This window comes from Thioalkalivibrio sp. ALgr1, from assembly GCF_000378285.1.
Lineage (GTDB): Bacteria > Pseudomonadota > Gammaproteobacteria > Ectothiorhodospirales > Ectothiorhodospiraceae > Thioalkalivibrio.
This window is the reverse complement of record NZ_KB905134.1, coordinates 327,226-349,244: the sequence shown is the minus strand read 5'-3', so window position 1 is coordinate 349,244 and position 22,019 is coordinate 327,226. Positions and strand designations below refer to the sequence as shown.

Annotated in this window: 18 protein-coding genes; 14 read left to right on the top strand and 4 right to left on the bottom strand. The window is 62.5% G+C overall.

Annotated elements, in window-relative coordinates:
• Positions 1 to 102: 102 nt before the first annotated feature.
• Together F466_RS0109325 and F466_RS0109320 are read left to right on the top strand one after the other, a co-directional pair.
• Positions 103 to 381, top strand: coding sequence for a type II toxin-antitoxin system Phd/YefM family antitoxin (locus F466_RS0109325; protein ID WP_018139190.1), 279 nt, complete (start codon positions 103 to 105; stop codon positions 379 to 381).
• Positions 356 to 625, top strand: a complete 270-nt coding sequence (locus F466_RS0109320; protein ID WP_018875306.1) for a Txe/YoeB family addiction module toxin — start codon at positions 356 to 358, stop codon at positions 623 to 625. The genes F466_RS0109325 and F466_RS0109320 overlap by 26 nt, the downstream gene beginning before the upstream one ends.
• Positions 626 to 662: 37 nt before the next feature.
• Here the strand turns inward: F466_RS0109320 and F466_RS0109315 are convergent, their stop codons facing one another.
• The 4 genes from F466_RS0109315 to F466_RS0109300 all read right to left on the bottom strand — a co-directional run bounded on the left by F466_RS0109315 (position 663) and on the right by F466_RS0109300 (position 3,936).
• Positions 663 to 1,613, bottom strand: coding sequence for a PDC sensor domain-containing protein (locus F466_RS0109315; RefSeq protein WP_018993970.1), 951 nt, complete (start codon positions 1,611 to 1,613; stop codon positions 663 to 665).
• Between the two features lie 465 nt (positions 1,614 to 2,078).
• Positions 2,079 to 2,342 (bottom strand): Txe/YoeB family addiction module toxin, encoded by a 264-nt coding sequence (locus F466_RS0109310; protein WP_018993969.1) that lies wholly within the window; start codon positions 2,340 to 2,342, stop codon positions 2,079 to 2,081.
• A complete protein-coding gene (locus F466_RS0109305) occupies positions 2,339 to 2,581 on the bottom strand; it encodes a type II toxin-antitoxin system Phd/YefM family antitoxin (RefSeq protein ID WP_018139194.1) in 243 nt (80 codons plus the stop codon). Before F466_RS0109305 ends, F466_RS0109310 begins: the two co-directional genes overlap by 4 nt.
• Positions 2,582 to 3,033: 452 nt before the next feature.
• Positions 3,034 to 3,936, bottom strand: a complete 903-nt coding sequence (locus F466_RS0109300) for a complex I NDUFA9 subunit family protein (RefSeq protein ID WP_018993968.1) — start codon at positions 3,934 to 3,936, stop codon at positions 3,034 to 3,036.
• Between the two features lie 234 nt (positions 3,937 to 4,170).
• On the opposite strand from F466_RS0109300, the gene F466_RS0109295 reads away from it, so the two are divergent.
• The 12 genes from F466_RS0109295 to F466_RS0109240 all read left to right on the top strand — a co-directional run bounded on the left by F466_RS0109295 (position 4,171) and on the right by F466_RS0109240 (position 21,851).
• Complete coding sequence (locus F466_RS0109295) at positions 4,171 to 4,956, top strand: HNH endonuclease (protein WP_018139196.1); 786 nt, start codon at positions 4,171 to 4,173, stop codon at positions 4,954 to 4,956.
• Positions 4,957 to 5,133: 177 nt separating this feature from the next.
• A complete protein-coding gene (locus F466_RS0109290; protein WP_018993967.1) occupies positions 5,134 to 7,113 on the top strand; it encodes a class I SAM-dependent DNA methyltransferase in 1,980 nt (659 codons plus the stop codon).
• Positions 7,110 to 8,507 carry a hypothetical protein gene (locus F466_RS0109285; RefSeq protein ID WP_018993966.1) on the top strand — a complete coding sequence of 466 codons (1,398 nt, stop codon included), beginning with the start codon at positions 7,110 to 7,112 and terminating at the stop codon, positions 8,505 to 8,507. The genes F466_RS0109290 and F466_RS0109285 overlap by 4 nt, the downstream gene beginning before the upstream one ends.
• Positions 8,504 to 9,454, top strand: coding sequence for a GIY-YIG nuclease family protein (locus F466_RS0109280; protein WP_018993965.1), 951 nt, complete (start codon positions 8,504 to 8,506; stop codon positions 9,452 to 9,454). The genes F466_RS0109285 and F466_RS0109280 overlap by 4 nt, the downstream gene beginning before the upstream one ends.
• A gap of 150 nt (positions 9,455 to 9,604) precedes the next feature.
• Positions 9,605 to 9,868, top strand: a complete 264-nt coding sequence (locus tag F466_RS0109275) for a BrnT family toxin (protein WP_018993964.1) — start codon at positions 9,605 to 9,607, stop codon at positions 9,866 to 9,868.
• Positions 9,858 to 10,127, top strand: a complete 270-nt coding sequence (gene brnA / locus F466_RS0109270) for a type II toxin-antitoxin system BrnA family antitoxin (RefSeq protein WP_018139201.1) — start codon at positions 9,858 to 9,860, stop codon at positions 10,125 to 10,127. Before F466_RS0109275 ends, brnA begins: the two co-directional genes overlap by 11 nt.
• 147 nt (positions 10,128 to 10,274) lie before the next feature.
• Positions 10,275 to 13,469: a type I restriction endonuclease subunit R gene (locus F466_RS0109265; RefSeq protein WP_018993963.1), complete on the top strand. Its 3,195-nt coding sequence runs from the start codon at positions 10,275 to 10,277 to the stop codon at positions 13,467 to 13,469.
• 214 nt (positions 13,470 to 13,683) lie between these two features.
• Positions 13,684 to 14,376 (top strand): AbiV family abortive infection protein, encoded by a 693-nt coding sequence (locus tag F466_RS13165; RefSeq protein WP_198004212.1) that lies wholly within the window; start codon positions 13,684 to 13,686, stop codon positions 14,374 to 14,376.
• A gap of 448 nt (positions 14,377 to 14,824) precedes the next feature.
• Positions 14,825 to 15,460, top strand: a complete 636-nt coding sequence (locus F466_RS0109255) for a hypothetical protein (RefSeq protein WP_198004211.1) — start codon at positions 14,825 to 14,827, stop codon at positions 15,458 to 15,460.
• Positions 15,461 to 15,689: 229 nt separating this feature from the next.
• On the top strand, positions 15,690 to 16,922 hold the full coding sequence (locus F466_RS0109250; protein ID WP_018993960.1) for a DUF6361 family protein: 1,233 nt from the start codon (positions 15,690 to 15,692) through the stop codon (positions 16,920 to 16,922).
• Complete coding sequence (locus tag F466_RS0109245; RefSeq protein ID WP_018993959.1) at positions 16,922 to 18,724, top strand: phospholipase D family protein; 1,803 nt, start codon at positions 16,922 to 16,924, stop codon at positions 18,722 to 18,724. Before F466_RS0109250 ends, F466_RS0109245 begins: the two co-directional genes overlap by 1 nt.
• Positions 18,711 to 21,851: a helicase-related protein gene (locus tag F466_RS0109240; protein ID WP_018993958.1), complete on the top strand. Its 3,141-nt coding sequence runs from the start codon at positions 18,711 to 18,713 to the stop codon at positions 21,849 to 21,851. Before F466_RS0109245 ends, F466_RS0109240 begins: the two co-directional genes overlap by 14 nt.
• The last annotated feature ends 168 nt before the right edge of the window (positions 21,852 to 22,019 follow it).

Here is a 22,019-nt window from a genome sequence, read left to right as displayed (position 1 = left end):
TGGGTGTCCACTTTCGCATGCTTCCAGCCATGTTTGGCGATTGAATCACCCCCAATAATTGGTCTATTCTCGTACTGAATTACCGTACGGTTCGGAGCGACCATGGAAACAGTAAGCGTCAACCGGTTTCGTGAGAACCTGAAGGCCTTTGTCGAGGAAGCGGTATCCACGCACACCCCGCTCAAGGTGACGCGGCGCGCGGGTGAAGCCTTCGTAGTGATGAGCGCGGATGACTGGGAGCGGGAGCAGGAAACGCTCTATGTGCTTCAGAACTCCAGCTTGATGCAGCAGATTGCGGACTCCGCCGCCACCCATCGGAAGGGAGACGGTTATCGACCCACGGAAGGGGAGATCGATGAGATCACTGGTATTCGAGGGTAATACCTGGGCCGCGTACGAAACGCTCCGGGAGCGCGACCCAAAGCTGCATCGAGCCCTGCGCCGGATCCTGAAGGAGATGCTCCGGAACGACCCGGCCACCGGAACCGGGAAGCCGGAACCCCTCCGGCATTCGCTCTCGGGCTTCTGGTCCCGACGTCTCTCCGCCCGGGACCGACTGATCTACCGCTTCGACGATCAAGCCATCTATATCTTCGCGATCGGGGGCCATTACGACGCGTTGTGATTCTTGCCCAGGTTGCCCTTCCCCGGAGGCCGAGGGATTACGGGTGTTCGTGCTCTTCTCCGGAGCCCAGCCAGAAGTCCAGGCGTTTGGCGAGAAACTCCTGCCCGCTCATGTAGTGGGACCCGTCACAGGAGAAGTTGAGGCCAACCATGCCGTTGAAGATATTGAGGGAGCCGGAGCGCAGGTAGATCGTGTCGTCCATGAAGCGCAGCTCACGGAAGGTACGGAACACCGCTGCTACCTGCTCCGTGGAGAGTAATGCCTCCTCGGGGTAGGACCGCTGAGGATAGGCGAGACAGATCCCGGGATCCGTGAGGTCCTCGTAGTCCAGCAAGCGGTAGCGGAATGGATCGTCGCGCAGCCACAAGGTGGCCCGGGAACTGGAGAAATGCAGCTTGCCGTGGAATACACCGTGGGCGGCCACCAGCTCAGTCAGGAGGTCCAGTACCTCGTCGATACGGGTGTCGAGCGGGCTGTCCACCCGATGCTGGTTGAACAGGCCCCCGCGGATCGCTGGATCCCCCTTGAGCTGCATCCATTGGTCCGGCTGCTGATAGAGGTCGCGGGTCAGGGGCAGTTCCCGCAGGTCGAAGTCCGCCCCCAGGAACCCCAGCAGTGTGCCGTCGCTTTGGGTCAGCCGTTGCACGGCCGTCAGGGTAGGGCGGCGCCGGTTGCGGCTGATGTAGGCCGACGACATGGAAAACTCGGCACCGGCCAGGGCATCGGCCAGGTAGGGCCGGGTGCTGCGATCCCGTCCGGCCTGGTCTGGCAAGGGGCCTTCCGGGGATACGTTGGCGGTCACCTGGTGAGCGCGATGATCGAGCACATAGAGGTACTTGCAGGACGGCAGCGCGCCCAGAGCCACCGCGAGTCGCTGCTCCAGGGCCTCGCGATCACCCCATCTCTCGGCACAGGGGGTCACCAGCCGCGCCAGTGCGGTCGACAGTTGTCCCTGGAGCAGCAGTCGCTGCCGGGCCACCGCCGTCATTGTCGCTTCACTCATGGCCTTCGCTCGGAGGATACCGTTGGGAACACGCCCGCCAGGCGCGGAAGTCCCGCGAGGGTGCCGCAGGACCGGCGGTGGCGCAACAACCGACTCGATGCATCCTGTGGTCGGATAGCGCCAGGCCGTTGGGAGTGTCGCCATTAAGGCCTTTCAGTGGCGTCTTGATGGGAATGCTCGTCGAGACAGCTACCACAACGCGGCGCGCGTTCAACAGCTCAGGCCGGCCCTCTGGCCGAGACAGCGGCAAAAGACAAGCGCTGACCCTATGGACAAAAGGCAAGGCCTGACCCCGGAGCCCCTTGTAGGAGGCGAGCCCCCTCGCCGATCAGACGTGCCCAATGCCCCGTCGCCCAGAGGGCTGGGCTCCTACGAGAGAAGGGGCTGTGGCGGCATTTGAACAAGGCGGGTGTCCTCTTTTCCTGGCGGCTGCGGGATCGTGTAGCCGGGTTACTCGTAGTGGCTCCATAAACGAATCACCTTGGCGACTCCCTCGTCTTCAAGCACCTGGTACACAAGCCGGTGTTGAATATTGATGCGCCGCGAGTACGCGCCGGAGAGATCACCCACCAGCTTCTCGAATGGTGGGGGCTTTCGATACGGATCTTCCGCAATCAGGGTCAGCAGTTCCTGTGCTTTCGGCTTCAGGCCGCTGGCCGCCAGCTTCTTCGCATCCTTTTGAGCCTGCCGGGTGTAGACCCACTTCCATGTCACCAATCCAGCTCCTCGTGGCATTCATCCGCCGGAGTATCCATCCCCTCGCGGATCGACTCGCGCATACCCGGCACCGATAGCAGGTACAGGGTCTCCTGAATGGCCGACCAGTCCGACTCGGATAGCAGGACCGCGTTGTTCCGCTTGCCGGTGATCACAATCGGCTCGTGGGATTCCGCCGTTTCGTCGATCAGCCGGTAGAGGTTGCTGCGCGCCTCTGTAGCCGTAATTCCCGTCATGGCGCACCTCGCAAGTGTGTGGGCTTCGACCAAGAGTACGCCTTGGCGTACGTTCCGTAAACCGTACGGGTATTCCGTCACCGCCAGACACCGCAGAAACTGCGGCAACCGTTCGGATCGTTCCAGGAATTGTCCTTTCGCCCAGCCTGGAAGGTCATCCCGGAAACCGCGCAGCGGTTATCCGGGATTTCGGGCGCCGAGGCAGGAGCGGACGCCGGAGATCCCGGCTCTCCCCTTCGCTCCGGCCGGGATGACCGTTTGCCGCCAGGGAGAAGCTGGGTGTCCTATTTCTCGCTCTTTGGATGACCGTTTGCCGCCAGGGAGAAGCTGGGTGTCCTATTTCTCGCTCTTTCTCTTGGGAGATCCGGGCTCTTCGCTTCGCTGCGGCCGGGATGACGAGGGGCTCCCACAGGGGGAGACGGGCAACAGTGGAGTGATGTATTTGGGTGGGGTTAGTGGGTTGGGAGGCAGTCGGGCAGGGATTGTTCGAACGAGTGAGGGGTGATGCCGAGGTCGGCGAAGGCGCCGAGGGTGGGGTTGGCGATGTTGTCCTGTTGCATCAGGTAGAGCTGATCGCGCGTCAGGGGTGGGTTGGGGAGTAGCGATCCCACGGCGGCTAGGGCGTGCCAGAGGATGAATGGAATGGGCAGCATGGGGCGTTTGCGGCCCAGGTGCGTGAGGACCAGGCTCACGATCTGGCGATAGTTGAGGATGTCCGGGCCGCCGAGTTCGTAGATGGGGTGTGTGGGCGGCTCGTCTGCGCACAGGCGGGCGAGGGCGCGGGCGATGTCGCTGACGTGTACCGGTTGCAGGCGGGTGGTGCCGCGGCCGAACAGGGGTATTACGGGCAGGGGCGCGAGGCCGGCGAGGTTGCGCACAAAGGCGTCGCCCGGGCCGAAGAGTACGCTGGGGCGCACGACGATGGCGTTGGGGGATTCGCGGAGGACGGCGGCTTCGCCTTGCGCTCGGGCGCGGATGTACGACGAGGGCGAGCGGCTGTCGGCGCCGATGCCGGAGACCTGCACGACGCGCTCCAGGGCCGCGTTCCGGGCGGCACGGGCGAGGCGCGCGGCGCCTTCGACGTGGATGGAGGTGAAGCGCAGGTCGCGTTGCTCCACGTACAGGCTGACGGCGTTGATAACACCCTTGGCATCTTCCACGGCGCGGGCGACATCGGCATCGTCCCGGATGTCGGCGCGGCAGTGCTCCACTCGGGGGTGATCTTGCAGAGAATCGGGTAGTACGGGGCGGCGCGAGGCGATGCGCACGGTGTGCCCGGCGTCGAGCAGTGCGTGCACCGTGGCGCGGCCGAGAAAGCCGGTGCCGCCGAATACCGTGATCAGGTTCGGGCGCATGATGAGCCCCCTCCAGGCAAATCCGATCGTTACGGGGTGTGGATGCTTGTCGATCCGACTGACAGATGGCCTATAGGTAAGACTGGCGTGTAGGGAGAATGATCCCGGTGGGGTATGGAAGAAGAGGGGTGTCCTCTTTCCTGTTCAAGAGCCTTCTGCTCACCCCCGGAAGTCAGGTTCGCTTACCCATACGCTGGTGTTGGTCCGCACACTGCAGGAGTAGGGAGTGACTGGATGAAGACGATTCTTTTTGCCTGGAACCCAAGAAAGTGGGTCTGGGATGAGCTTCCCCGGGCGGTTGTTCGGGCGAACCAGGAAGGTTCTTACAGAGATGAATGGAGCTGTGGAGTAACCAAGAACGTTCAGCCTGGAGACCGCGCGTTTCTGATTCGGCTGGGTGAGTCACCCAAGGGTTTGATCGGGTCGGGTATCGTGCTGTCGAGTCCGCGCGAAAGGCATCACTGGGATGCAGAGCGGCGTGCGAAAGGCGATACCGCCAACGTTGTGGAGATCGAGTTTGATGTTCTGAGTGAACAGCCTGTGGTGGACGAGGCTGAACTCCGCTCAAAACCGCTTGATGCTCAGGACTGGTTTCCCCAGGCCTCCGGCGTGACGATAGCGAGCGACGTGGCTGAGGTGCTGGAAGCTCGCTGGGCAGAGCGCGCGCAGCGCCCTGCATATTCGGCATCGATGGGCGTGGTGGAAGGGAAGAGGCTATTGACCGTGGCGACGCGGTACGAGCGTAACCCAGAAGCGCGGCGGAAATGTCTGGAGCACTATGGGCTGACTTGCCAGGCCTGTGGGATGTCCTTCGAAGAGCGATATGGGCCCATCGCAAAGGACCTAATTGAGGTTCACCACAACGTTCGCCTGTCCGACATCGGGAAGGAATATACCGTCGATCCTGTCCATGACCTCATTCCGCTGTGCCCTAACTGTCACGCGGTGGTGCATAGGCAAGTACCGCCGCTTGCCGTGGACGAACTGAAGAAGCTCATCAAGGCGCGGATGGGTGCGTAGCCTGACGGGCGCTCTTGGGCCTGCGGCCGCAATTGTTACCGTCACATAGCAGGGTTGTGGGTGGCCGATAAGGCGGCTGTCGTTCCTCTGTTCGCCGCGTGCCTTCGTTTGCTGCAACAATGTCCCCATCACTGGGGCTTGGTGCCCGGCATGGAAGAACGAACAGGGGAGCAGGGCTTGAACACGGAGAATCATTCAGAGACCGCCGCGTGGATCTGGTCGGTGGCGGATCTGTTGCGGGGGGACTTCAAGCAGTCGCAGTACGGGCGGGTGATCCTGCCGTTCACGCTGCTGCGGCGGCTGGAGTGTGTACTGGAGCCGACCCGGGAAACGGTGCTTGCGGCGGCCAGGGAGCACGCACAGAAGCCCGATTCCGTGCGCGAAAAGTTTCTGCTGCGCGAAGCGGAGCAGCCGTTCTTCAACACCTCGCCGCTGTCGCTCGCGAGTCTGTCGGATACGCAGACGGCGGAGGACCTGATGAGTTACATCGAGTCCTTCAGCACCCATGCCCGCGAGATCTTCGATCACTTCCACTTCGAGGACTTCGTCGAGCAGCTTGCGTCCAACAACCTGCTGTACCAGGTGGTGCAGCGTTTCGCCGCCATTGACCTGCGTCCGGCGCGCATCACCAACTTTGGCATGGGCATGATCTTTGAGGAGCTGATCCGCAAGTTCGCGGAGAGCTCCAACGAGACGGCGGGGGAGCACTTCACCCCGCGCGACATCGTGCACCTGACCACCTCGCTCGTGCTCACCGGGCAGGAGCACAAGCTCAAGCCGCACAGTATCGTCACCGTGTACGACCCCACCTGCGGCACCGGCGGCTTCCTGTCCGAGAGCGACGAATACGTTCAGCAGATCAGCCAGGACGTGACCGTGTCCCTGCACGGGCAGGAGCTGAACCCCGAGTCCTACGCCATCTGCAAGGCGGACATGCTGGTGAAGGGGCAGGACGTCGAGAACATCAAGCTCGGCAACACCCTGTCCGACGACCAGCTCGACGAGCTGCAGGCCGACTACATGCTCGCCAATCCGCCGTTCGGCGTGGAGTGGAAGAAGGTCCAGAAGCAGGTGGTGGACGAGCACAAGCACAAGGGCTTCAACGGCCGTTTCGGCCCCGGCCTGCCGCGCGTGTCCGACGGCTCGCTGCTGTTCCTGCTGCACCTGGTCAGCAAGATGCGCGACCCGCGGGAGGGTGGCTCGCGCATCGGCATCATCCTCAACGGCTCGCCGCTGTTCACCGGCGGGGCCGGCAGTGGCGAGTCCGAGATCCGCCGCTACCTGCTGCAGCACGACATGGTGGAGGCCATCATCGGCCTGCCCACCGACATGTTCTACAACACCGGCATCGCCACCTACATCTGGGTTCTGAACAACCGCAAGCCGGCCGAGCGCCGCGGCCGCGTGCAGCTCATCGACGCCACCGAGCGCTACGCCAAGATGCGCAAGTCGCTCGGCTCCAAGCGCCAGTACATCGACGACGCCAACATCGACGCCATCGTGCGCAGCTACGGCGCCTTCCAAGAGAGCGACAAGAGCAAGATCTTCCCGAACGAGGCCTTCGGCTACCGCCGTATCACGGTCGAACGCCCGCTGCGCCTGAACTTCCAGGCCAGCCCCGAGCGCATCGAACGCATGCTGGCCGAAAAGCCGATCCAGAAGCTGGACGAGACCACCCGCCTGGGCGTGCAGGCCGCCTGCGAGCGACTGGACGCCGAGCGCGTATACACCAACCGCGAGGCCTTCCTGACCGACCTGAAGGCCCAGTTGAAGGCGCTGGACGTGAAGTTTCCCGCTGCCGCGCTGAAGGCCGTATGGAACGGCCTGAGCGAACGCGACCCGGAAGCGGACATCTGCACCGACAAGAAGGGCAACCCGGAACCGGACAGCGACCTGCGTGACACCGAGAACGTCCCGCTGGGCGAGGACGTGTTCGACTACTTTGAGCGCGAGGTGAAGCCGCACGTCCCCGACGCCTGGATCGACGAGGACAAGCGCGACGAGCAGGACGGCGAGATCGGCATCGTCGGCTTCGAGATCCCGTTCAACCGCCACTTCTACGTGTTCCAGCCCCCACGTCCGCTGGAAGAGATCGACGCCGACCTGAAGGCCGTCACCACCCGCATCAAGCAGATGATCGAGGAGCTGTCGGCGTGAGCTTCCCGAAGTATCCCGAGTACAGGGACTCCGGCGTCGAGTGGCTGGGCGAGGTCCCCCAGCATTGGTGCTTGCAGCCGTTCTTTAGTCTCTTTGAAGAGCGCCGTGATGCGAATACAGGGATGATCGAAGACAATCTTCTCTCACTGAGCTTCGGGCGCATTGTTCAAAAGGATCTTGAGACACAGGATGGGTTACTTCCTGCCTCGTTCGAAACGTACCAAATCGTCCAGCCTGGAGACATCGTCTTACGTCTTACTGATCTTCAGAATGACAAGCGCAGTCTTCGAAGCGCAATCGTTCCAGAAAGAGGTATTATTACCTCCGCATATCTTGCGGTCAGCCCCGCAGGTATAAACAAACGGTTCGCGCATTACCTCTTTCGTGCCTATGACCTTCTGAAAGTCTTTTACTCGATGGGCGGCGGGCTTCGACAATCGCTCAAATATTCGGACATGAAGTGGCTTAACGTGCTCGTTCCCACAGCCGATGAGCAATCCCGTATCGCCGCCTTCCTCGACCACGAGACCGGGAAGATTGATGCGCTGATCGAGGCGCAGCGGCGGCTGATCGAGCTGCTGAAGGAGAAGCGGCAGGTGGTGATCTCCCACGCCGTCACCAAGGGCCTCGACCCCAACGTGCCCATGAAGGACTCCGGCGTCGAATGGCTCGGTGAGGTGCCGGCGCATTGGGCTGTTGCTGCGTTGCGTTGGTACGCAACTGTTCAGGGTGGAGTTGCCAAGGGCAAGAAATATGGGCCGGACGAACCGGTGGTCCTGCGTCCCTACCTTCGCGTCGCAAATGTCCAGGATGGGCACCTGGACCTGTCTGAAGTTTACGACGTTCCTGTCAGTTTAACTGAGCTGAATCGTTATGAACTTCGAGAAGGCGATGTCTTGATGAACGAAGGCGGGGATAGCGACAAGCTTGGGCGTGGCGCAGTGTGGCAGGGGCAGATTGAAGGTTGTTTGCATCAAAATCACGTTTTCGCCATTCGGCCAAGCAGGGGGTTGTCTGCAAACTGGCTGTCAATGTTTACGCGGAGCGACTCCGCGAGAGCGTACTTCTACCTATACTCGAAGCAAAGCACCAATCTTGCATCCATTTCATCCCGGAACGTGATGTCTTGCCTTGTTCCGATCCCTTCGCCCAAAGAGCAATCCGAAATTCTGGAGCAGTTATCTGAGGCTTTAGTTCGCATTGATGAATTGGTTAGCAAGACAGACCGTGCGATCGCTCTCCTTCTGGAAAGGAGATCGGCCCTGATCTCCGCCGCCGTCACCGGCAAGATCGACGCGCGCGCCTGGTCGCGTGGGTCTGAGGCGGAAAAGCCGGGGCTGGCGATGGTCGCCGAGGCGTCGGCCGGGTATTCGGCGCAAGGCGGTGCCCAATGACCCAGGGCCGCAGCATCCGCCTGTTCCTGGTCGACGGCACGCCGCACGGGCTGCTGACGGCGGAGATCATGAACTGGACCGGGCATGTGCTTACCGGGCCGCGGGGCAAGCTGAGCGAGCTGGTGCAGCGCCCAGAGTGCGGGCGCACCGGCGTGTACTTTCTGGTCGGCCCGGATGCGGAGAACAGCGCCCGCCCGCAGGTGTACATCGGCGAGTCGGATGATGTCGGCAAGCGACTCAAGCAGCACAACCGGACCGAGGAGCAGGGCGGCAAGGACTTCTGGGAAAAGGTCTGCCTGATCACCAGCAAGGATCAGAACCTGACCAAGGCCCACGTGAAGTACCTGGAGAGCCTGCTGATCCAGCAGGCTCAGCGAGTGGGCCGCTGCACTCTGGTCAACGGGACCCGCCACGACTACATCGGCCTGCCCGAGGCCGACCAGGCCGACATGGCCTTCTTCCTGGAACAGATCCGTACCGTGCTCCCTGTGCTCGGCTTCGAGTTCCTGCGCGACTCGAGCCGACCGCCGTCGCGTGATGGCGCGGAAGGCAGTTCCCTTAGCGCTGACGAAGCTGCTGCCTCGCCACGATTCCGCATGATCTTTCCGAAATACGGCATCACCGCGTACGGGCAGGAGGCGGAGGGCGAGTTCTTCGTTCTGGAGGGCTCGCAGGCCAGGGCGTCGTGGGCCGCTCCGGGGCATAGCTATCAGCCCCTGCACCAACGACTGCTCGAAGAGGGCGTACTGGTGGAGGACGAGACCGGGTTGCTGCGATTTTCCCGCGATTACGCGTTCTCCAGTCCCAGCGCCGCTGCGGCCATGGTGGTGGGGAGGTCGGCCAACGGCCGTACCGAATGGAAACGGGAAGACACTGGCCAAACCTATGGCGAATGGCAGGAGCAGGTGGTCAGCGAAGCCGCAGAAAGCAGCGCTGAAGTGCTCTGATCCGCCGCTGTTGGTACCGGCGACCGATCGCTTTCGCACGCGATTGGCCAGTTCCTGCTCCCGGCTGAACACGCGCGATCCGATGACGGCCAGTGTTGTCGCGCATCCCCCGTTCCTTCTGGATGATTAAAAAAGGTATAATTACGACTCATGGGTGAGTTTCAGTTTGACGAGGCCAAAAGCAGGGCCAATCTGGAAAAGCACGGTATCGATTTCGAGACCGCCCAGGCGCTGTGGGAAGACCCGAACCTGCTGGAGATCCGGGCAAGGTCCGAGGGCGAGCCGCGATTCCTGCTGATCGGGAAGATTGCTGGAAGACACTGGTCGGCTGTCGTCACCTACAGGGAAGGCCGTACTCGCCTGATCTCCGTCAGGCGCTCCCGCAGGAAGGAGGTGGAGCTCTATGAAAGCTAAAGACTTCGACAAGAAATTCGACGAAGGGCAGGAAGATATCGTTGGCGATCTCGACCTCTCGTCGGCGCGCCGCGTCAATCAGGAACAGAAGCGCATCAACGTCGACTTTCCCGCCTGGGTGGTGGAGTCGCTGGACCGCGAGGCGGCGCGCATCGGCGTGACCCGTCAGTCCATCATCAAGGTGTGGCTGGTCGAGCGCCTCCAGGAAGAAGCCACCAGGAACCCGCTGAAGGGTGACGCCGCAGGCGGTGCGCATTAGCCAGGCGCCGGGCGCGTTTTGGAACCGCATTACCGTTCTCCATAAGGACTCTGGGGCGGGCCACGGGAATGGCGGTTTGCCGTTGCGCGCATAACCCTGCAAATTGGGAGCCATCGGAGGCCGTAACCACCAGGAAGGGAAGCATTGATGGCGGATAGCAGGGAAGCCCAGTTTCAGCAGGACATCATCGAAGCGATGACCGCCGATGGCTGGCTGACCGGTCCGGCCAGCGGGTATGACGCCGCCAACGCCCTGTACACCGAGGATCTGGTCGCCTACCTGCAGGACGCCTGGCCGGAGCGCTGGGAGAAGTTCGCCGCGAAGAACGCGCAGGACCCGCAGAAGGCCCTGGTGCGCGCGGTCACCCGCGAGCTGGAGCACGACGGCACGCTGGAAGTGCTGCGCCACGGGGTGAAGACCCCGGGTGTAAAGCTGGATCTGTGCAGCTTCAGGCCCGACCACGAGATGAACCCCGAGTCCCTGGCGCGCTACCGCGCCAACCGCCTGCGGGTGGTGCCGGAGGTCTCGTACTCGCCGCATGCGCGCAGCGGCGAGTACAACCCCCGGCTGGATCTGGTGCTGTTCGTCAACGGCATCCCCACCGCCACGCTGGAGCTGAAGAGCGAGTTCAAGCAGTCGGTGGAGAACGCCAAGCGCCAGTACCGGCGCGACCGCCCGCTGAAGGACCCGGTCACCCGCAAGCCCGAGCCGCTTTTGACCTTCAAGCGCGGGGCGCTGGTGCACTTTGCCGTTAGCCAGGACCAGGTGGCGATGACCACGCGCCTGAACGGCAAGGACACCTTCTTCCTGCCCTTCAACCAGGGCACCGAGGAGGGCGGCGCCGGCAACCCCGCACCCCCGGACCCGGACAGCTACGCCACCGGCTACCTCTGGCAACGCGTGTTCCAGCCGGATGCCTGGCTGAAGATCATCGGCCGTTTCCTGCACCTGGAGGACAAACCGGAGGAAGACTTTCACGGAAAACGGCGCAAGAAGGAGTCGCTGATCTTCCCGCGCTTCCACCAGTGGGACGTGGTGAACCGCCTGATCGAGGCGACGCGCGAGGAAGGCGCGGGGCAGCGCTACCTGATCCAGCACAGCGCCGGCTCCGGCAAGTCCAACTCCATAGGCTGGATCGCCCACCAGCTTTCTGCGTTATACGACGATGCGGGCGACAAGCTGTTCAACTCCGTGATCGTGGTCACCGACCGCACGGTGCTGGACAGTCAACTCCAGAAGACTATTTTCGACTTCGAGCACGCGCATGGGGTGGTGCGGCCGATCACCCGCGATGTCGGCAGCCAGAGCAAGTCGGAGCAACTGGCCGAGGCGCTGGCCGAGCAGACCCGCATCATTATCGTGACCATCCAGACCTTCCCGGCGCTGTTCGACGCGCTGGACAAGCGCCCGGACCTGGCCGCCGGGCGCTACGCGGTGATCGCCGACGAGGCGCATTCCTCGCAGACCGGCTCCTCCGCCACCAAGCTGAAGGCGATTCTCGGAACGGACAAGCCGGAGGACGAGGAGATCAGCGCCGAGGAGCTGCTGGACGCGGCCGTGGCCGCGCGCAAACCCGCCGAGGGCATCAGCTACTACGCCTTTACCGCCACCCCCAAGGCGAAGACTCTGGAGCTGTTCGGCCGCCCGCCGAATCCGGAACTGCCGGCATCACAGGACAATAAGCCCGAGCCCTTCCACCTCTACTCCATGCGCCAGGCCATCGAGGAAGGCTTCATCCTCGACGTGCTGAAGAACTACACCACGTACTCCACCGCCTGGAAGCTGGCGCACCCGCACGCCGACGAGCAGGAGGTGGAGTCGCGCAAGGCCTCGACCAAGATCGCCCGCTGGGTGCGCCTGCACCCGTACAACATCTCGCAGAGGGTGGAGGTGATCGTCGAGCACTTCCGCGCCAACGTGCGCCACCTGCTGGACGGCCAGGCCAAGGCCATGGTGGTGACCGGCAGCCGCCAGGAGGCGGTGCGCTACGCGCTGGCCATGCGCGCGTACATCCAGGACAAGGGCTACACCGACGTGCACGCGCTGGTCGCCTTCTCCGGCTCCGTTCTGCCGGACGAGGTGATCCCCGAGGAGGTGACCGAGACCAGCTCGCTGCTGAACCCGGGGCTGAAGGGCCGCGACCTGGCCGAGGCGTTCAAGACCGACGAATACAACGTGATGATCGTCGCCAACAAGTTCCAGACCGGGTTCGACCAGCCCAAGCTCTGCGCCATGTACGTGGACAAGAAGCTGCAGGGCGTGGAGTGCGTGCAGACCCTCTCGCGCCTGAACCGCATCTTCCCGGGCAAGGAGGCCACCTTCGTCCTCGACTTCTTCAACGATGCCGAAGACATCCTCGAGGCCTTCCGCCCGTACTACAACAAGGCCGAGCTGGCCGACGTCTCCGACCATCAGATCGTCTACGACCTGCAGAAGAGCCTGGACGCCGCCGGCATCTACCACTGGGACGAGGTCGAGAACTTCGCCCGCGCCTTCTTTGATCCGAAGGCCGGCGCCAGCCAGCTCAGCTACTACTGCCAGCCCGCGAAGGAGCGCTACCACACCCGCTACAAGGCGGTGCTGGAGCAGATCCAGACCTGGAAGGCCGCCCATGCCGAAGCCGAGCGCAACGGCGACAAGGCCGGCCTGCACCGCGCCGAGCAGGAGCTGAAGGACGCCCACACCACCCGCGACGAGCTCGACCTGTTCCGCAAGAACCTGCAGAGCTTCGTGCGCAGCTACGAGTTCCTGTCACAGATCGTCGACTTCGAGGACCACGAGCTGGAACAGCTCAACGTCTACGCCCGCGCCCTGCACCCGCTGCTGCGCATCGAAAACATCGAAGAAGACGCCATCGACGTCGACGAACTGGAGCTGACCCACTACCGCCTGAACAAGCGCGCGGAGCAGCGCCTGAGCCTCGCAGAGGACGGCGCCGACTACGACGGCCTCAAGCCCGTCTCCGACGTCGGTTCCGGCAAGCCCCACGACCCGGAAAAGAAACGCCTCTCCGAGATCATCGACCAGCTCAACGAACTGTTCGGCGCCGAAGTGAGCGACGCGGACAAGCTCCAGTTCGCCAACGGCATCGCCGACCGCATCCGCCGCGACGACGCCGTGATGGCCCAGGTCGAGAACCATAGCCCCGACCAGGTGATGCACGGCCTGTTCCCCAAACGCGTCACCGACACCGTCCTCGACGCCATGACCGACCACGAAAAACTCTCCATGCAGGTCCTGGACGACCCGGAGCGGCAGCGGGACTTCGCGCTGCTGATACTCCGTTTGCTGACCGGCGGTGCTGCCGACCAACAATCAATGGCCACAAGGCCCAGCCAATGAACAAGCGTTCCAGTGCATCGTGGCGCTCCTCGTCCACCGGAAAGGCACAGCCACAACGCTGCGAGACCGTAATTCGTTTGCACAAGCGGTCTCGCATGTACGTGTTACTAACAGAACGATATGCGGAACATCGAGGCTATGTCGGTGTCAGCCAGAATCTGAATCGTGCCAGTATCCCAGTCTCTGCCTAACACCTGTTAAACGGTTGATGCTCGTGCCGAAGAAGCTGCCAAGTTATAAAGGACGTTTAAGCTCCTCGCAGGTAGCCGAAGGCATGACCGCTGCGTCTGCCAATGCAGCACGCTTGGCAAAGGATGCCCAGATACTTTTGGAAAATGGAAGGCTTCCGACCGCATGTTCCCTGGCTGCCCTTTCTATAGAAGAGTCAGGAAAGGTCTCAATACTTCGTGCCATGGCGCTTGCGCGTGACGACAACGAACTAAAGGAAGAATGGAAGCGTTACCGCTCTCATACCGAAAAGAATGTCCAGTGGATCATTCCTCAGCTGGTCGCTGAGGGCGTAAGAAAACTAGACGACCTTCGTCCACTATTCGATAAAAATGCCGAGCACCCATACCTGTTGGATCAGGTTAAGCAAATCGGCTTTTATACAGACTGTCTTGGCAACGAGGGGAACTGGTCAGTTCCTGACGAAGTTATTGACGTCGAGCTGGCAGGTAAATTAGTTTTCACAGCCCGGCTGTTGTCTTCGGCGGAGCCCACATCAGAACGCGAGATTGAGTTGTGGGTTGAGCATGTTGGCCCTGCCTGGAAAAACGATCTGAACTGGATGAAGCGTGTAGTGGAAAATTGGTACCGAGCCATGCAGCGTGAGGGTTTAAAACCGGAAGGTAAAAATGCTATGGAGACATTTCTACATGGCGGGATTGATCCAGAAGACGTTTAACTAGGCGAACAGTCAAACCGGTCTTCCGCAGGCGCCATAAAAGATCATGAGTTCCCTCTGTTTTTAGGATCAAGAATGCGTATCTACAATTTTATAAGCGAACACTACGGTTTTCAGGAACTTGAGAATCGTAAACTCAAGGTTGAGCGGCTGGTGGAGCTAAACGATCCCTTCGAGCACTTCTGCCTAAAGACTGACAACTATCTTGTCCGGAAGACATTAAAAGAAGGATTCCTTAGAGGTCCATATTGCACGTAAGTGCGGTACGTTGCGCGCGACGGCGGTGACCCGTGCCGGAGGGGTTTAAAAAAGTATTTACGCAGTGCTCGTTTAAGGAATCAGTGAATCATTACACGATTAATCAAGGGCGCATTCCATGAGCTTAGTTAATAATAAGGAGCAGCTCTCCGCGTCACTCTTGGAGATTAGGCGTAGGTACTATAGCAAGATGTCCGCTATTTCTAGTTCTGCGGTAATCATTCTGAATAGCCAGCTTTTGTCATATGGAGATGGTGATCTTAAGGAGCAGTTCCAGAGTCTCGAGAGGTGTTTGGGTCCGTACGGGATGAGTGTAGCGAATCACTTTAGTGGAATGCTTTTGTCCTCTGTGATTACTGAGGTTGAAAGTTATCTTGTCGATGTTACAAAACATCTGCTTCAGTGTTACCCTAAAAAGATCGGTCATATGGAGTTTGCACTAAGGGACATAATTGATAAGCCTAAAGAGGAGATGGTTCTCATGGCGGCGGAGGAGCACCTTCATGGCTTGATGTATGGGAGGCCGATGGAGTACCTCGATAAGCTTACAGAGTTGATGTCAATCGAAGCTGAGCCAGTTAAAACTCATTGGGCGGCTTTCATTGAGGCGAAAGCGAGACGCGATTTGGGCGTGCATAATAACTGGAAAATAAATTCGATCTATCGGAGGAAGGTGCAAGAGGCCGGGCTTGCAGTTAGTGAGCCGGAGAGTGGTTTTCTTTGGCCAGATCACAATTATTTGCGTGGAACGATGGGGGAGTGCGATAAATTGGTCGAGTCGATTGCGGACCAGCTCGAGTTGAAGTTTGCGCCTTCACCGGAATAGTGTGTTCAAGAGGGTGCGCGAAGCCAATCATCGGGGCCGGAGCGGCATATCGGGATTGGAATGTGATTATTTGCTGCCTGAATTCAGGCTGTACATTAATGCGTCAATGGTGTTGTAGCGACTTCGCTGGAGTGGCAAGAAAAAGGTGTGGGTCGGAAATGACTAATGGAGCGTACGCTCGCGGCATGGTCTGGTGAAGCGGGCGCGGGGATAGGGACAGGGAATGGGAATGCTCCAGTCCAGAATTGCCTGGCTTGATCACGATGCGGAGGCGCGCGAGCGGAGCATGCGCGTGCTGGCGATGTTCGGGGAGCGCGATACGCGCGACGAGCTGGGGCTTGGGGCGATCCGAGACAACCTGGCGGATCTGCTGTTTCCGGGCACGAGTACGATCCAGACGCGCTTGCGCTACATGCTGTTGGTCGCGTGGGTGTACCAGCAGGTGGAGTCGGAGCTGGCGCGGGGGGAGCTTGCGCCGGAGAAGGTGCCGGCGCGGGCGGCTGATTTGGAGTTTCGCATTGTGGATGTGCTGCGCGAGGGGGACGACCGGGCCGGGGTGTTCGGAATCGGTTCCGGGCGGACGCTGCAGCGGTTGCCGAGCTCGGTGTACTGGGCGGGGCTGGCGTCCTGGGGCATTCGGGAGGTGCCGCTGTCGCAGGAGCGCTACCACCGCAGTGTGGTTGGCTTGGTGGAACGGCGGCGCGAGAGGGCGGCCTTGACGGGCGAGGGTGAATCGGCGGACAGCGTTTCGGAGTATCGCACTTGGCATGCCGGACTGCCGGACGCGCCCGAGCGATTCCCGTCAAATGTGACGCTGGCGTTGGACCGTGCGGAGGCGGCGTTCATCCTGGACCGGGTGCGCGAGTGTCATCCGACGAGCCTGCTGGCCCATCTGTTCGAGCGCAGCGCACCGGCGGACGTGGAATACCCCTGGGAGCACCCGGATCGGGCGGGCTTCAGCGACCGGCAGCAGGCGCTGCTCGATCAGGCGGAGAAGCTTGCGGTGCTCGCACAGGGGGCGTTCCTGCTCTACAACCTGGCGCTGTCCGAACGGCGCGAACGCGAGGATTGGGTCGAGCACTACGTGCAGCGGATGGATGACTGGACCGAGGCGGCCCGGGCACTGCCGTTGGCGGAGTGGAACCTGGACCATCTGTTTGCGCTGACGGATGGGGGAGCGCTGCGGGTACAGCAGGGGGCGCGCGACTTCCTGCGGGAATGGCGCGAGCGGGTAGTGGCCTGTGGCAGCGACGGGACGCGGCTGCGGGCGGACGAGGCGGCGCGTGATCTGGTGCGTCGGCGCGAATCGCTGTTGAAAAAGGCACGTTCGCGCTTCAACAACCCGCAGGCCCTGACGCAATGGAGCGGCCAGTCGGGTGCCTATCGCTACAACTATCGCTGGCCGACGGTGAGCCGGTTCCACCGTGACCTGTACGCTGCGTTGCAGGGGGAGGACGGGTAATGCTCGATCCGAATGGCCGCAGCCTGTACACGAGCCTGCTCACACCACCGCCCGGATACTCGCTGGATCAGGCGCTGGGCACCACGTTCTCGCTGGATATTCCGACACTGCTGACCATTCCCGTGCATCTGTCGCTGCTGGGAGCGGAGCGGCGGGATGACGGCATCGCGGTGTACGAGTCGGTCCGCCGCACGATGGATCGGGTAACGCTCTATCTCCAGCGCGGCCAGATGCGCGCGCCGAAGGCCGGCAATCACCTGTTCGGGTTGCTGGAGCCTTGCATGGTGGAGGTGGAGCCAGCCGGGGACGGGGTGTTTCACCCCAAGGTCTGGGTGCTGCGCTTCCGGCCGGACGAGGGGGTGCGGGAACCGCCGCTGCTGCGGGTAGCGATTCTGTCGCGTAACGTGACCGACGATCGCTCCTGGGATCTCTCGCTGCAGCTTGATGGCGAGCTGGGCGACGAAAGTATTGAGGCGAACCGGCCGTTAGCGCGGCTGCTGGAGGCCCTGCCGGGACTGGCCGTGCGCGAGGTTGATGCGGGCCGGCGGGCGCAGGCGCGGGAGCTGGCCCGCGATTTGATGGCTTGCAAATTCGCGTTGCCCCATGGCGCCGAGACCCTCGAGTTTTCGGTTCCGGGCCTGCCCGGGGAACGCTGGGAACCCGAGAAGAGCGATCGCCTGGCGGTGATCTCGCCGTTTCTGAAGGATGCGGCGCTGGGCCGGCTGGCTGGCGCCAGTCGCGGGCCGGTGGCGCTGGTCTCGCGTCCGGAGGAGCTGCAGCAGGTTTCGCCGGATGTCTGCGGCGCCTTCGATGGCTGTTACGTGCTGCACGAGGCGGCCGAGACGGAGGACAACGAGGGCGAGATCGACCACGACACCCGCGGGCTGCACGCCAAGGCATGGATCAGCGAACGAGGTACTCGCACGTCGATCACGCTGGGGTCAGCCAACGTGACGGATGCGGCGTTGCTGGCGCAGCAAAACCTGGAGGTGATTGCGACCCTGAAAGGCCCTCGGCGCAAACTGGGTGGCATCGACGACCTTCTGGGCGAAAAGGGCCTTGGGGGCGTGCTGCAGCGCTGGGAGCCCGGGGAGCGCGCGGCGCACGAGGATGCAGAACTCGTGAGGGCGCGCGAGCGGCTGGAGCGGGCGCGTGCCGAGCTTGCGCGGGGTGGGCTGCGGGTGGTTTGCGAGGCCGGCAGTTCGGAGGATATGTGGCGGTGTTGGCTGGTCGGGCAGGTGGAGCTGCCGGAGTCGGTGAATTGCCGCGTTTGGCCGGTGAGCCGGTCCCCCAGTGATGCGGTAGCGCTTGGGGCGGGCGGAGACGCAGGGAGAAGCGAGTTGCCATATGGCGGCGTGGCCTACCTGACCGGGGTCATTGCCTTTGAGCTTACGGATCCGGCGGCGGACCACGAGCTGCGCTTTGCACTGAACCTGCCGATCGAGGGCTTGCCGGCAGAGGATCGCGAGGCGGCCATCCTGCGTGCCGTGGTGGAGAATCGCGACGGGTTCCTGCGGTATCTGATGCTGCTACTGGCGAATGACGATGCCGCCGCTGGCGCCTTTATCCCGATGGCGGGAAGTGGTCACGGGCACTGGCAAAGGGCGGTGCTGGACGAACTGCCGCTTCTGGAAGAGATGACCCGCTGCTACAGCCGGGAACCGGAGCGCCTGCGGGATATCGCCGAAATGATCGAGCGCCTGCAGGGGCGCCTGGGCACCTCTGACTTGGTGCCGCCGGAGTTCGAGGCGTTGTGGCGGACGTATCAGGAAGCGATGGAGCACCGCGATGGCCGGGATTGAGGGTTTCGATGCCCAGCCGGTGCTGGACGGGCTCAAGCCCTTTCAGCGCCGCACCGTGGATTACACCTTCCAGCGGCTGTTCGACCCGGCCGGCAGCGGGCGCTTTCTGGTGGCCGACGAGGTGGGGCTGGGCAAGACGCTGGTCGCTCGGGGGGTCATCGCGCGCAGCCTGGAGGCGCTGAGCGGACAGGGCGAGCGCGTCGACATCATCTACGTGTGCTCGAACGCGGCGATTGCGCAGCAGAACATCCGCCGGATGAATGTGCTCGAGGACAACGAGTTTGCGCTGGCCAGCCGCTTGACCCTGTTGCCCGAGACGGTTCATCAGCTCAACCGGAATCCTGTCAATTTCATCAGCCTGACCCCGGGGACCACCTTCAACCTTCGCTCCAGCACGGGGATCGCGCGGGAGCGGGTGCTGCTGTTCCATCTGCTCGATGGGCTGGAAGGTCTGAGCCCGGCCGGTCTGAGCAAGGTGCTCCAGTGCAACGTGGGGGAACGCTGGCCGCAACTACTGAAAGAGGGGCCGGAGGAGATCGAAACCGACCTGGCCGCCGCGTTTCTGGAGGATATGCGCCAGCAGACGGAATTGCTCGGAGAGCTGCGGAGACTGTGCGAGGTCTTTGAGGTACCAGAATCCGAGCGGCCGGCGGAGACGAATGCCGAGCGCAATGCTCTGGTGGGTCGGCTGCGCCGCAGGCTTGCTCGCGTCTGTCTGGATGCGCTGCGCCCATCGCTGGTGATCCTGGACGAGTTCCAGCGGTTTTCCGACCTGCTGAACGGGGAGACAGAAGAAGCCGAACTGGCCAATGACCTGTTCTCGCTGGAGGGTGCGCGGCTCCTGCTGCTGTCGGCGACTCCGTACCGGATGCTGAGCATGCACGGGGAGTCGGACGAAGATCATCACCAGAACTTCCTGGATACGGTGGGTTTCCTGTACGGCGACGTGCACGAGGTGGACGGCCTGCGTTGGGCACTGGAGACCTATCGCCGCGGCTGCCGGCAACTGGCAGAGGGCGATCACGAGGGTATTGAGCAGGCGCGTGAGGGTCTTCAATCGCGGTTGCTACGGGTGATGTGCAGAACGGAGCGCGTGGGCTTGACGCGCCGACGCGATGCCATGCTTTCCGGGGACGAGCGCACCGTGGATCTGGCGCCCCTGGATCTCGAATACGCCCGGAACATCGATTCCACGGCGCATGCGGCGGGGTTGCCGGATGTCATCGAGTACTGGAAGTCGGTGCCGTACATGCTCAGCTACATGCGCGGCTATCAGATGCGCCGGGAGCTGGATGCCATTGCGACCAAGCCACCAAAGAAGCTTCGGCGGGCGATCGCGCGGGGGAAGGGGCTCAGTACGATCGACGTCAATCGCATTGAGGCCTATGAGCCGTTGGATATTCCGCACGCACGGATGCGCGGATTCATCGACGAAACCGTGGGTGCTGGTCTGTGGGAGCTTCTGTGGTTACCGCCTTCGTTGCCCTATACGCAGCTGGCCGGGCCGTGGGCGCGGGCAGGAGAGGTCACCAAACAGCTAGTGTTCTCGGCCTGGAATGCCGTGCCGGATGCGATTGCCACGCTGTGCTCGTACGAGGCGCAGGCGAGGGCGTTTGGCCAGGTGGGCGGGGATGTCGGGTACAGCAATACCTACGAGCGGGTCCGGCCACTGCTGCGATTTCAGACGGACGCGGATGGGCGCCTGACGGGAATGCCAGCCCTGGCCCGCATCATGCCGGCGCCTCGCCTGGCTCGCGAGGTGGATCCTTTGCATCTAGCCATCGCCTTTGGCAATGGTGAACCACCGGCCCTCGACGTACTCCTTGTGGAGGCCACGCGGCGCTGTCGTGACCTGCTCGACGAACTGCCAAAGGGGGACGAGTACGGGCGGGTCGACGAGCGCTGGTACTGGGCAGCGATCGCGATGCTGGAACGGGATGCGGGCCTGATCGAGTGGATGCAGGCGGCGAGCGGCTGGCCCGAGGCCATCCCCGAACAGGAAGGGGGCGAGCACTTTCGCGCCCATCGCGACCAGATGATCCAGGCCATGCGGGGGGAACTGGACCTGGGGCGGCGCCCGTCAGACCTTGCAGAAGTGCTGGCCCGGTTCGCGCTTGGAGGCCCCGGGGTTTGCGCGTTACGTGCACTGCGGCGGGTGGCTACGGATGTCGATTGGAACGATCCGGCATTGTTGCTGGGGGCCGCGCGGGTGGCCAACGGCTTTCGTATGCTGTTCAATCTGCCCGAGAGCGTGGTGCTGATCCAGAACCGGGATGAACAGCCCTACTGGCGGCAGGCACTGGACTATGCGGTGGAGGGCAATCTGCAGGCCGTCCTGGACGAGCAGGTGCATGTGCTGCCGGAGCAACTGGGGAGGGTAGAGGCCCCCGCCGCCGAGCGCATCGATGCGGTGGCGCGCGCCGTGACGGAATCCTTATCCATGCGTTCGGCGCAGCTCAAGGTCGACGACGTGCGAGTGAATAAGCGCCGGGTGGAGGTTGCGGATCTCTCCATGCGTTGCAGGTTCGCACTGCGGTTTGGCGATATGCGCGATGACACTGGCGGCGCTGTCGCCCGTACCGACTCCGTGCGGGCGGCGTTCAATTCGCCCTTTCGACCTTTTGTGCTGGCCAGCACCTCGGTCGGGCAGGAAGGCCTGGACTTCCATACCTGGTGTCACTCGGTGGTGCACTGGAACCTCCCGTCGAATCCGGTGGACATGGAACAGCGCGAGGGGCGCGTTCATCGCTACAAGGGCCACGCGGTGAGGAGGAACGTCGCCCAGCACATCGGCCTGGCCGCGCTTGCGGACTGGCAGGGGGAAGGAGACCCGTGGGCCCGTCTGTTCGAGTGCGCTGAAGCGACGGAGTTTGGCCAGCAATCCGACCTGGCACCGTGGTGGATCTACGAGGCCGGGGACGCACGGATCATGCGGCGGGTCCTGCTGTTGCCATTGAGCCGAGACGTGGGGCGCCTCAAGCGCATGAAACGCCAGCTCGCGCTCTACCGCATGGTATTCGGTCAGCCGCGACAGGAAGACCTGATCGCCTATCTGGATCATGCCCTGCCGGAGGATGCGCCTGAGGACTGGCAGATTTCTTTGCTCCCGCCTGCTCTGCCAGGTTGAACCCGTGCGCATGCGTTTTGGGAAAGCGGATCAATGGACACGCTGACGTTGGCACCTCAGGTTCTCCCAGGCAAAGCGTGTCTTGCTACGGATAGAGCGGCGGCGAGCGCCGCGTTACAAAGGGCTTTGACAGGGGGCGGGGAGCGCGTAGAATACGCGGCTCGAAGA